This window comes from Stenotrophomonas sp. SBJS02 (genome assembly GCF_020428325.2).
Lineage (GTDB): Bacteria > Pseudomonadota > Gammaproteobacteria > Xanthomonadales > Xanthomonadaceae > Stenotrophomonas > Stenotrophomonas africana.
The window spans coordinates 3678627-3691417 of record NZ_CP109812.1; the positions used below are offsets into that span (position 1 = coordinate 3678627).

A 12791-nucleotide genomic window follows, 5' to 3' on the forward strand; every position below is an offset into this window, starting at 1 on the left:
TGAGCCCGAAATGCTAGCAGACCCAACCCCCTCTCCGCTGGCCCAGCACTGGCGGCAACGCGACCTGCAGGTGCTGTGGCACCCGTGCACGCAGATGCGCGAACACCCGCACACCCTGCCCCTGGTGCCGATCGCCCGTGGCGAAGGTGCATGGCTGATCGACCACGATGGCAACCGCTACCTGGATGCGGTCAGCAGTTGGTGGACCAACCTGTTCGGCCATGCCGAACCGCGCATCGGGGGGGCCATCGCCACCCAGGCCACGCAGCTGGAACAGGTGATGCTGGCCGGGTTCGGCCATGAGCCGGCCATCACCCTGGCTGAACGCCTGCTGGCACTGGCCCCGCGCCAGCCTGGCCGCGAACCGCTGGCCAAGGTGTTCTATGCCGACAACGGTTCGGCCGGCGTGGAAGTGGCGCTGAAGATGGCCTTCCAGTATTTCCAGAACCGTGGGGAGCCGCGGCGCACGCGCTTCATCGCACTGGAGAACGGCTACCACGGCGAGACCCTGGGCGCGCTGGCGCTGGGTGACATCCCGTTGTATCGCCGTGTCTACGCACCGCTGCTGGCCGAAGGGCTGTTCGCGCCCTCGCCCGACGCTTACCTGGCCGAACCCGGCCAGAGTGCAGCGGATCGCGCGCGCCAGGCCGCCGATGGCCTGGCCACGCTGTTCGACCAGCATCCGGGCGAGATCTGTGCGGTGATCCTGGAGCCACGCCTGCAGTGCGCGGGCGGCATGCGCATGCATGACCCGGTGTACCTACAGCGGGTGCGCGAACTGTGCGATGCGCACGGTGCATTCATGATCGCCGACGAGATCGCCACCGGTTTCGGCCGCACTGGCACCCTGTTCGCCTGCGAACAGGCCGGGGTGATGCCGGACCTGATGTGCCTCTCGAAAGGCCTGACCGGCGGCTTCCTGCCACTGGCAGCCGTCCTGGCGACGCAGGCGCTGTACGACGCCTTCCTCGATGACTCGCGCGAGCGCGCGTTCCTGCACTCGCACAGCTACACCGGCAACCCGCTGGCCTGCGCGGCCGCGCTGGCGACGCTGGACATCTTCCGCGACGACGATGTGATCGCCCGCAACCGCGGCATCGCTTCGGTGATGGGTACGCTGGCGGCACCGTTCAACGACCATCCGCACGTGTCAGACGTGCGCCAGGCCGGCATGGTGGTGGCGTTCGAGCTGTCGCGCGATGGCAACAAGCGCACGCCGTTCGACCCGGCACTGCGGCTGGGCCTGCACGCCTACAAGGCCGCGCTGAAACGTGGCGTGGTGCTGCGTCCGCTGGGCGACGTGCTGTACTGGATGCCACCCTACTGCGTGGATGACGAACAACTGGAGCTGCTGGCACATACCACGCTGGCAGCGATTGACGAGGCGATTGCATGCGCGTGACCCGCTGCCCCATCGACCTGGCGCTGCACAGCGGCCAGACCGTGACCCTGCCGGAAGAGACGGCCAACCACCTGGTACGGGTGATGCGCCTGCGCGAGGGCGATACCTGCGTGCTGTTCAACGGCGACGGTAACGACTACAGCGCGACGCTGACGGTGGCCGGCAAACGCGAAGTGCAGGTCCGCATCGACGCCGTGCAGGCCATCGCCAATGAATCGCCGCTGGCGATCACCCTGCTGCAGGGCATCGCCCGCGGCGAGAAGATGGACCTGATCCTGCAGAAGGCCACCGAACTGGGCGTGGCAGCGATCATTCCGGTCAACGCCGAGCGCACCGAGGTGAAGCTCGATGCAGCTCGCGCGGAGAAGCGCGTGGCGCACTGGAACAATGTTGTGACCTCGGCCTGTGGCCAGTCCGGGCGCGCGCGCATTCCGCAGGTGGGTTCGCCTCTGTCGCTGGCGCAGGCGACGGCAGCACTACCGGTGGATACGCTGCGGTTGACGCTGGACCCGCAGGGCGCGCATCGGCTGTCGACGCTGGACGCTGCACCCGCCGCGGGTATCGTGATTGCAATCGGTCCGGAAGGGGGGTGGTCGCCGCGCGACCGGGATCAGCTGGCGGCTGCAGGCTTCCAGGGCCTGCAGCTGGGCCCGCGCATCCTGCGTACCGAGACCGCCGGGCTGGCCGCGATCGCGGCACTGCAGGCGCGGTTGGGCGATCTGGGATAAGGCTGATTCGTGGTAGTGCCGGCCGCTGGCCGGCATCCACCCGATCATGAAGTTGCCGGCCAGCGGCCGGCACTACCGCGAACCCGACCGGCGGATTGCCGCTCAGGCCGCCAGCGAATCCAGGGCGGCTTCCAGCGCATCCAGGTTGGGCAGCAACGCGCTCTGCTCACCCAGCAGCACGCGCATGTGCACGATCTGCGGCAGGGTTTCTTCGGAGGCGTCGGCCAGCAAGCCGTCGCGCGGCACCGAGATCAGCTGCGGGAAATTCTGCGTCAACAGCGCATAGTAGGGGCGCTGCGCGTTGCCGCTCAGGGCCTTCAGCACCACCACCTTGTTGTGGCCAGCCACCGGCTCTTCGCCCAGCCCCGAAAGGCGTGCGAACGACACCAGCGGCACCTGCCAGCCATGCCAGCCGATTTCGCCAACCAGCCAGCGCGGGGCGTCGGAGACCGGCTGCACCGGCACGCGCGACATCATTTCGGCCACCGTGGCATTGGGCAGCAGTACACGCTCGTTGCCGGCCTGGATCAGGACGCCGCGGATTTCATCATTGCTGGCATAGCTCATGGTGCCTCTCCGTTATCGTCCTGCTCACCCCAGCGCGCGGCGATGGCCTGCGCCAGTTCCTGCGGTTCTCCAGCCACCATGCCGGCCGCAACCACGGCGGTCGCCGCCGCCGGGTCATAGCAGCCCTCACCCACCTGCCCGGCCACCCAGGCACCGGCGGCCGCCAGGTCCAGCGCCGGTCCGACATGGGCCAGATCGGCACCGCTGAGGAGCACCAGCGCGGTATGTTCCGCCGGCAGCCCGGCGATGGCGATGCCGTTGGCGTCGCTGAGGAAATGCAGGCCGTCAGGCGCCGTACGTACGCCGATATCATCGGCCAGCACGTGCACCTCGCCCGGGATGGCGCGCTGACCGGCCTCGGCCAGCTGGACCGGCAATGGTGAGACACGTGCCATCTGCTTGACCAGGTTGCCGTAGCGACCGCCGTCCAGGCGCATGTGCACCAGCACCGGCACGCTCAACGAAGACGGCAGCGCGCCGAGCAGGCGGCGCAGCGCATCCGGGCCACCGATACCGGCCAGCACCAGCAGCGATCCGGCGCGCGCGCCCACCGGAGCAGCAGCATCCAGATCGACCAGGCTCAAATGATCGGTATCGAAGGAGGGCTGCGGCGCGGCGACCGGTGCTGCCACTTCTGCCGGTACCGGCGCTTCGATCGATTCCTCGACCAGCGACCAGGCGGTGTGATCGAAGGAGATCGGCGGTGCCGAAGGCGCCGCCGGTTCGGCCAGCGCTTGCGGCGGAGAAGGCAGATCCAGTGGCTCGGGCACGACCGGCTGCAACGCCGCCAGTGCCTGTTCCAGTGCAATCGGTTCGTGCAGATGCGCAGGCGGCGAGTACAGGCTGTCAGCGGGGACCTCGTCGGCCCAGCTCAACGCCTGGTTCAGGTGCGGCTGCAGCGCTTCTTCCTGTGGCGCCGGTGCCGGTGCCGGATGGCCAGGCTCCAGCTGCAGGCTGGGTTCATCCTCGGCACCCGGCGGCAACACCTGCTGGTGTCCGTGCAGCTTGGCAGCCAGGTGGCGGCCCCAGCGCTGTGCCTCCCAACCATCACGGCGCGCGGCCAGTTCAGCCTCGTCGAACACCAGGGTCAGGCCCGGTGCGGACAGTACGCTTTCCAGGCGCTCAAGTGCATCCTCGATGGCCGCCTCCAGGGCGATCACCACGATCTGCGGGCGCGCCTCCTGCAGCAGCTGCGGCTCCAGGCTGTTCGGGTCGTCTTCCAGCACCAGCTGCACATCCGCATGCGACAGCGCCTCGCGCAGGCGCTCACGCGCCGCGCCGGGGCGGGCCAGCAGGGCAACGGCCGGCGCCATTTGGGTTTCACTCACGGACACGGGCGATCCCCAGCAGGTCGTACACGTTACGCATCAGGTCCAGTTCCTGGTACGGCTTGCCCAGGTAGCGCTGGACACCAATCTCGAAGGCGCGCTGGCGGTGCTTGTCGCCGCTGCGCGAGGTGATCATCACGATCGGCACATCCTTGTACCGCGGGTCGGCACGCATCGCAGTGGCCAGCTCGTAGCCATCCATGCGCGGCATCTCGATATCCAGCAGCATCAGGTCCGGCACGCGCTCTTCCAGGCGTTCCAGCGCTTCCACGCCATCGCGGGCGACGCTGACCTCGAAGTTGTGGCGCTCGAGGATGCGGCCGGTGACCTTGCGCATGGTGAGCGAGTCGTCGACCACCATCACCAGCGGCACCTGGCGCTCCTGGCGCGGTGCGTTGGCCAGTACCGGCAGCGTCGGGTTGGCGAGGAAGCGGCGCACCAGCGGCGCCACGTCCAGGATCACCACCACGCGGCCATCGCCGGTGATGGTTGCACCGTAGATGCCCGGCACCGACGCGATCTGCAGGCCGACCGGCTTGACCACGATTTCGCGGTTGCCCAGCACCTGGTCGATCGCCACGGCGGCCCGCAGGTCACCGGCGCGGACCAGCAGCAGCGGCACCTGATCCTGGCCATCGGCACGGGCCGGGGCCTGCCCGACCAGGCTGCCGAGGTCGTACAGCGGATAGTCCTCGCCGCTGTAGCGGTAGCTGCTGTCGGCGGCTTCGAAGCGCTCGCGCGACAGGCGGCCGATACCACTGACCGAGGCGACCGGCACCGCAAAGGTGGTCTCGCCGATCTGCACGAACACTGCCTGGGTGACCGCCAGCGTCTGCGGCAGGCGCAGGGTGAAGCGCACGCCCTGGCCACGCACCGACTGGATGTCGACCGAACCACCCAGCTGGCGCACTTCGTTGCGCACCACGTCCATGCCCACGCCACGGCCTGCCAGCTGGCTGACCTGGTCGGCGGTGGTGAAGCCTGAGGCGAAGATCAGGTTGTCCAGCTCCTGCTCGCTCGGCTGCGCATCGGCAGCCAGCAGGCCACGGTCGATGGCACGGCGACGGATCGCCTCGCGGTCCAGACCGGCACCGTCATCGGCCACTTCCAGCACGATTTCCGAGCCCTCGCGGTGCAGGCGGATGGCAATCTCGCCTTCCTCAGGCTTGCCGGCGGCACGACGCTGTTCCGGCGCCTCCAGGCCATGGGCCACGGAGTTGCGCAGCATGTGTTCCAGCGGCGCGACCATGCGGTCGAGGACGTTGCGGTCCAGTTCGCCGTGGGTACCTTCCAGGGTGAGGTGGACCTGCTTGCCGGTATCCATGCCCGACTGGCGGACCACGCGACGCAGGCGCGGCACCAGGCCATCGAACGGCACCATGCGCGCGCGCATCAGCCCATCCTGCAGTTCCGAACTGACCCGCGACTGCTGCTGCAGCAGCGAATCGTACTGGCGCGAAAGATCGTCGAGCACGCCCTGCAGGCCACCCAGGTCGGCCGCCGATTCGTTCAGCGCACGGCTGAGCTGCTGCAGGGTCGAGAAGCGGTCCAGTTCCAGTGGATCGAACTTCTGGTCGGCCTGGTCCTGTTCGCGCTGGTAGCGCGCGACGATCTGTGCCTCGGTTTCCAGGTCGAGGCGGCGCAGCTGGTCACGCAGACGCGCATTGGTGCGCTCCAGTTCGCCCATGGCGCCACGGAAGGCACCGAGCTGCTGTTCAAGCCGCGAGCGGTAGATCGCCACTTCACCGGCATGGTTGACCAGGCGGTCGAGCAGGTCGGCGCGCACGCGCACCTGCTCCTGCTGCGGACGCGCCAGCGGATCTTCATCGACCGCGCCTTCTGCCGGCAGCGGTGCCGACAACGGCGCATCGATCAGTGCCGGAGCCGGGCTGGCGACCGCTGCCGCGACGGTTTCTGCGACGCTCGCCACATTGGCTGCCGCTGCCGCAGCGATATCGGTGGTGGTACGCACTTCGAACGCGTCGACCAGGTCCTGCGCCGGCTCCACCACGCGATGATCACCGGTGCGGGTCAGCAGCTGGTGCAGGCGATCGAAGCCACGCTCCAGCAGCTGCACATCGCGGCGCTCGATCTCGGTGCGGCCGGCGGCGACGGCTTCCAGCAGCGATTCGATGCTGTGGCCGAGATCGCCGATGGCGTTGATGCCGGCCATGCGTGCACCACCCTTCAGGGTATGCAGGTCACGCTGCAGGCCGGCCAGCACCTCGCGGTCCTGCGGCGCATCACGCAGCTCGCTGATCAGACCGTCGCAGTGGTCGAGCAGGTCCTTGCCTTCCTCGACGAAGATGTCGACCAGCTCGCGGTCATACACGCTGAAGTCGAGCGCATCGATGCCATCCGCGTTGTCTTCCAGAGGGGAGGCTTCATCGTGGGCCGGCGCATTGACTGCAACGACTGCGACTTCCGGCTGGACAGGTTCGGCATCGTCATGGACCGTGCCCTGACCCGGTGCTTCTTCGAGTTCGAAGAAGCGCACCGGCTCTTCGGAGGCCTGCGGTGCTTTGGCAGCGACCTCCTCATCCACCGTCGCCGGGGACGGCTGATCGGCGCTCTCTCCTTCACCGACCGCCGCCTCCCCGCCGACGTCCGCATCCTCGGCAAAGGCTTCCGCCTCGCCCGGCGCGAGTTCGCTGGCCTGGAGGCCGAGCACGGGCCATTGCCCGTCGTCGTCCAGGGTCTGCTCTTCGTCGATCACGTGCAGGCCGGCCTCGAGCGCGGCTGCCAGCGTGACCGGTTCTGCAAAACCCGGCGCAGCCATTTCATCCTGCAGGCTCGACAGCTCGCTGTCGAGTGGCAGTGCAGCAGCGTCGTCAAAGGCGTTGCCTTCGGCTTCCTCCAGATCGGAGGGCTGCAGCGTATTCAGGTCGATCGCGTCAATTTCCGCAGACGCAGGCAGTTCGTCCGCGTCGCGGTCATCGATCGGCAGCGCGCTGGCGTCGAGGTACGGCGACAGGTCGTCTGCGGCAGTCAGATCGGCTTCAGCGGCCGGCGCAGCAACCGACTCACTTTCAACCGGCTGGATCGATTCAATCGATCCGATATCCACGGTGGCGGCTTCGCCCTCGCCCGGCACCGACGGCCATCCGGCATCGAAGTACCGCGACAGATCATCGCCGCTGGTCAGTTCGCCGACCTCCAGACCTGCATCGATCACGTCCGTGGCTTCCGGCGCCTGCGCGCCGGCTGCAATCGGTTCCAGCACCGGCTCGGCAGGCACGATCCCGGACTCGTTTGCCTCGAACGCGGCGGCATCCGTCGTCTCGACAGCGGCATCGAACTCCAGGTCGGCCTCCAACGCCAGATCGTCGTCCTCGTCCTCCAGCCCGGCCATCGGCCAGCGCGCTTCCGGCAACTCGCCGGCCAACGCCTGCAGGCGCTGCACCAGCGCGCCCTGCGGCGCGATCCGCGGCTGCTCGGCCTGCAGTGCTTCCATGGTCGCGGTGATCGCCTGTGCGGTCGCATCCAGCGCGGCTACGCCTTCGTCGCCAGGCACCACGTCGGCGGCGAGTGCACGCTTGATGTAGGACTCGGCGCCACCGGTGACGGCGGTGATTTCCGGCACTTCGGTCATCGCGAAGGCGCCGTTCATGGTATGCACCGCGCGCAGCAGCGCGTCGCTGACCGGCTGCGGTGCCTGCTGCGCCGAACGCAGCCAGTCCTGCAGGGTGGCCTGGTGGACTTCCACTTCGGCTTCGAGGATCTCGCGCAGCACGCTGTCGATGTTGGCTGGAGTACCTACGGCCTCGGGCTCGGCTTCGTCCTGCACCGACGCGATGGCTTCGGCCGCCAGGATGCGGCTGATCTCGTCCTCGCCTTCGGTCTCGGCCTCGGCCACCGGTGCCACAGGCGCGGCCGCTACCGGCAGCGGCACGTAATAGGTTTCCTCACCGGCGCCGACACGGTCGGCGATGGCCTGCATCGCCTGCAGGTCCACGCTGATGCGCTGGCCGTGGCGCAGCGCGGCGTTCAGCTGCGGCAGCGCGGCGTGCGCGTTGTCAACCATGGCCAGCACAGCCGGCGAGGCCGGACGGCTGCCGTCCAGCACGCGGTTGAGCATGCCCTCGATCTTCCACGCGAACTCACCCAGGGTGCGGGCACCGACCAGGCGGCCACTGCCCTTGAGGGTGTGGAAGATACGGCGGATCGGCCGCAGCCGGTCCATGTTGTCCGGCTGCATGCGCCATGCCGGCAGCAAGCTGCCGAGATTGGCCAGTTCGTCATCGAACTCTTCCAGGAACACCTCACGGATGTCCTCGTCGATGTTCTCCGCGTCATCATCGAAGCCCGCTTCGAAGCCCGCCTCGGCATCCGCCGTGACTGGTACTTCGGCCACGGTCGGCGCGGCCGTTGCCTGCGGATTGAAGTCCGCAGCGGCCGCGCTCAGCTCGGCGAAGAATTGTGCGTCGGCTTCGCTGAAATCGATCGGCGCGATGGTGTCGATGTCGATCACCGACACCGCAGGCGCATCCGCCACAGGCGAAGGCGCGTCGACACCGGGTGCCGGCGCGTCAATCGGTGCATCCGCAGCAGCGGCACCCGTGTCGACGGCAACAGGATTTGCGTCCTCCATCGTTGGCACACCGGCATCGGCGATCTCCAGCGACGGATGCAGCGCGGCATCGCCGTCCAGCGACAGCGTCTCCATCGCATGCAGCGACAGCACATCGTCAGCGTTGTCCTGCGCGTCGGCATCGAAGTGGAACACCACGTCGTCACCGGCGGCAACCGCATCGTGCTCGGCAGCCACCGGGTCGAACACCGGCGCGGCAAAGACCGCGGTGTCGAAGGGCACCGACGCGTCGACGTTGTCCTCGATATCCATCACGGCCACATCGGCCACTGCCGGCGGCGTTGCCTCCGAAAGCGTCCACTGCGGTGCCGGTTCCACTCTGGTTTCGGCCTGTTCGAAACTGACCGGATCGAAGCTGGCAAAGGTCGGGCTGCGCTCGTCGTCGGCACTCGCGGCCGGATCGGCCTCCGGATGGAACGGTGCGAGATCCCATTGCGGAACCTCGGGCGCAGGCGCGCTCGAAGCCGCGAACACCAGCGGTGCATCTGCGTCGTCATGCAGCGACAGCGGTGCGGATGCAACGGTTCCCAGCGCACCGAACATCAGGGTGTTGTCCACCATCTCCGGTGCAGGCGTGGCCGGTGGCGGATCAAAGGTAAAGTCCGGCAGTGGCGCCGGCACAGTGCCAGCGGCGGGCGCGGCCGGCTGTACAGCAATCTCGATGCGCTCCGGCTGCAGCGACTCGGCCTGCAGCGCGACCGGCTCGCGATCCACCAGCAGCGATGCAAACGGAATCGGCGCAGCGGCAACCGGTGCCACCGCATTGCGGTCCGGCAACGGCCAATAGCGCAGCGCTTCAAGGCTGCTGCGGGTGATGTCGAGAATGTCCTCGCGGCCCGGACGGCGGTCGCGCAGGGCTTCGAGGTAGTACTCCAGACTGGCCATGGCGTCGGCCAGGGTGTCCAGCTGACGGCCACTGGGCACGCGCTGGCGACCGATCAGCTCGGCTTCGATGTACTGCTGCACACCGCGCAGGTAATCGGCCGCCGTGCCCAGATCCAGCATGCGCAGCGCGCCGGAGACATCACCCAGCAGGCGCGGCACGTCCTGCAGCTCGGCATGGTTCCAGCTGGTTTCAATGAAAGCAACGAAGTGCTCGCGGGCGGCGGCGAAGTTGGCGATGGCCTCATGCGCCAGCACCTCTACCGTGCGCCGGTTCTCCACCGCGCTCGGATCGTCCTCGCCACTGCCGCCGGCGCCCAGATGGGCGACCTGGTCGTCCAGCGAGGCATCCACGTAGAGCAGTGCACCGGCGATATCCAGCAGCAGGTTCTCGTCGATCTGCTGGCGCCCTTCGACCACGCCACGCAATGCGTCACGCTGCTGCACCACAACGCCGCGGGCAACGCCCAGGCCCATCATGCCCAGCGTATCGGCCACCGCCCCGAGTTCGTTGGCCTGGGTCTGCAGCTGCTCCGGCGCACCGCCGGTGCGCAGGTGCAGGTCCAGCGCATCCTTGATGCGCAGCAGTTCTTCCTTCACCGCACTGCCGACGGTGTCGAGCAGTTCGCGGTTGCGCCCGCTCAGGCTGCCGCGGGCATGGTCCAGTTCGGCCTCGGTGGCGGTGACGCTGTCCGGTGCGAATGCCAGCAGCACGCTGTCATGCACCCCTTCTTCGCCACGCGCGGCACGGATTTCGTTGAGCAGCGGCATCAGCACGATCGGAATATCGCGATGCCCGTTCTGCAGGCGCTCCAGGTAGTCGGGCAGCAGCACGCTGCCACGCATCAGGGTCGCGCAGGCTTCATCCCGATCTGCCACACCACCGGCGCCGATGGCATTGGCCAGCTGTTCAAGCTCCTCGGCCACCATCGCCGGGGCGTACAGCTCGACCATGCGCAGGGTGCCCTGCACCTGGTGCAGGTAGCCGGCGCAGATGCGCATGCGGCTGGCATCGGTCGGGTCTTCCGCGTAGTACTCGACCTCGTTGCGCACCTGGCGCAGGGTCTCGTCCAGCTCGGGCTTGACCCAGCCCAGCGCTGCGTGGCTCATCGCATCGCGCAGACTGCTCATGGACGCGCTCCGTTCGCCGCCGCGCGGAAGCCGCGCGAGTTCTGGCGTGGGGAATGGAAATGCTTCATCGACTGGTTCCTTGCTCGCCGCCCTGCCCGCGTCACGCCGGCAGCTTGAAGTCGGCGACCGAACGACGCAGGTCCGCCGCCAGCTGCGCGAGGTGGCCGATCGATTCGGCGGTCTGCCCGGCACCCTGCGAGGTCTGGCCGGTGATCTGCCGGATCACGCCCATGGTGCGGGTGATGTCCGAGGCCGCAGCCGACTGCTGCTGGGCGGCGATGGAGATGTTCTTGATGAGGGTGTTCAATGCATTGGACACGCGCTCGATTTCGGTCAGCGCGGTGCCGGCATCCTCGGCCAGGCGTGCACCGGACACCACTTCGGCTGTGGTCTGCTCCATCGACGTGACCGCTTCGTTGGTGTCGGCCTGAATGGCCTGGACCAGGTTTTCGATGCGTCGGGTCGCACCCGAGGTGCGTTCTGCCAGGCGCTGCACTTCGTCGGCCACGACCGCGAAACCGCGGCCCGCTTCACCCGCCGACGCGGCCTGCACCGCTGCGTTCAACGCCAGGATGTTGGTCTGCTCGGAAATGTCGTTGATCAGTTCCACGATCGAGCCGATTTCCTGCGACGATTCGCCCAGGCGCTTGATGCGCTTGGAGGTCTCCTGGATCTGGTCACGGATCTGGTCCATGCCCTGGATGGTCTCGCGCACCACGCCGGCACCTTCGGCGGCGATCACCACCGAGCGTTGTGCCACGTCGGCCGACTCGGCCGAGTTGCGCGACACCTGTTCGATGCTCGCCGCGATCTCGCCGATGCGGTCCGAGGCCGAGGTGATCTGGTTGGCCTGGTGGCCCGCCGCTTCCGCCAGCTGCATGGCGGTGGCCTGGGTTTCCTGGGTGGACAGCGCGACCTTGGCCGAGGTGTCGTTGATGGTGGTCACCAGGTGTCGCAGCTCGTCGACAGCGTAGTTGATCGCGTCGGCGATGGCGCCGGTCATGTCCTCGGTCACCGAGGCCTTCACCGTCAGGTCGCCCTCACCCAGCGAGGAGATTTCGTCCAGCAGCCGCATGATCGCCTGCTGGTTTCGGCTGTTGAACTCCACCTGGGTCTGGTAGCGCAGTTCCTGCTCGCGCGAGCGGCTGCGCACGTTGGTGGAGACGAAGCCGATGATCGCGATCAGCGACAGTGCGCCGGACACCACGCCGATCCAGAAGTTCGGGAACAGGCGGGTATCGGACACCGAGCCGAACGAGGAGAACGCGTCGAACAGCTTGCGGCTGTCGTCCAGCATGTGCGCCGAGCCCTGGCCCAGCGCGGTGGCTGCGGACTGCGCGGCGAACAGCTGGCGCGAGCTGGCCAGGATCGCGTCGGCGTCCTGCTTCATCGCTTCCCACTTCTGCTGCGACTGCTCCAGCGCGGCCACGGCGGCAGCACCGCGCACGGCGGTGATACCCAGTTCCTCGTTGCCGTTGCGCAGGCCGTCGAGCACCTGCGAGAACACGGTAATGTCGCGGGCCAGCGCATCGCCGGCTGTAGCAGCACCGCTGCCACCGGCACGCATTTCGGTCACGCGGCGGGCCATCGAGCCGGCCACCACCACCTGCTGCAGCGCGCTGTACACCTGCGCCGACGGCGCACCGGAGGCGGACATCGCACGCACCAGCTCGTTCAGCTGTGCCTGCAGGCCCGGTACTGCACCGCTGAAGTTGTTGGCGTTGCCAGCCAGGGCCAGCACCGCCGGCTCACTGGCGACCAGCTGGCCGGCCTGCTTGCCCAGCGGCGCCCAGGTTTCACCCAGCGTGGCGATCGCGCCGGAGACCCCAGGCTCCTTGCCGTAGCGCCCCTGCAGCGTCGACACATTCTGTTCGATCGCGTTGCGGGTGGCCTTGAAGGCGGTGAACGCCTGCGCGTTGCCGCCCACCGCGTCACGGCCCTGGTTGGCCAGCTGCTGTGACAGCACCTGCAGGTCGGCTGCCTTGGAACCGGCATCGGCCAGGCGACTGCCCTGCCAGGTGGCGACACCGGTGTTGACGCCGAACAGGATCATCGATGCCAGCAGCAGGAACAACCAGAGGTTGCTGCCGCCCAGCCGCAGCTTGCCGGTCTTGGTGGCGTCCGAAGCAGTACTCATCGTTCAACCTCGTTCTTCAATGCAG

Annotated in this window: 6 protein-coding genes; 2 read left to right on the forward strand and 4 right to left on the reverse strand. The window is 68.0% G+C overall.

Features of this window, described 5'->3' with window-relative positions; genetic code table 11:
* The first annotated feature begins 10 nt into the window (after positions 1–10).
* Complete coding sequence (bioA, locus tag FQS62_RS17050) at positions 11–1402, forward strand: adenosylmethionine--8-amino-7-oxononanoate transaminase (RefSeq protein WP_219630224.1); 1392 nt, start codon at positions 11–13, stop codon at positions 1400–1402.
* Positions 1393–2130, forward strand: a complete 738-nt coding sequence (locus FQS62_RS17055; protein ID WP_049445429.1) for a 16S rRNA (uracil(1498)-N(3))-methyltransferase — start codon at positions 1393–1395, stop codon at positions 2128–2130. Before bioA ends, FQS62_RS17055 begins: the two co-directional genes overlap by 10 nt.
* A gap of 102 nt (positions 2131–2232) precedes the next feature.
* Here the strand turns inward: FQS62_RS17055 and FQS62_RS17060 are convergent, their stop codons facing one another.
* From FQS62_RS17060 to FQS62_RS17075, 4 genes are all read right to left on the reverse strand, one after another.
* Entirely contained in the window at positions 2233–2697 is a 465-nt protein-coding gene (locus FQS62_RS17060; protein WP_049445432.1) for a chemotaxis protein CheW, read from the reverse strand.
* Positions 2694–4031, reverse strand: a complete 1338-nt coding sequence (locus tag FQS62_RS17065; protein ID WP_154349517.1) for a chemotaxis protein CheB — start codon at positions 4029–4031, stop codon at positions 2694–2696. The genes FQS62_RS17060 and FQS62_RS17065 overlap by 4 nt, the downstream gene beginning before the upstream one ends.
* Positions 4018–10629, reverse strand: a complete 6612-nt coding sequence (locus tag FQS62_RS17070) for an Hpt domain-containing protein (RefSeq protein ID WP_208043174.1) — start codon at positions 10627–10629, stop codon at positions 4018–4020. Before FQS62_RS17070 ends, FQS62_RS17065 begins: the two co-directional genes overlap by 14 nt.
* 100 nt (positions 10630–10729) lie before the next feature.
* Positions 10730–12766: a methyl-accepting chemotaxis protein gene (locus tag FQS62_RS17075; RefSeq protein ID WP_049445437.1), complete on the reverse strand. Its 2037-nt coding sequence runs from the start codon at positions 12764–12766 to the stop codon at positions 10730–10732.
* Positions 12767–12791: the final 25 nt, after the last annotated feature.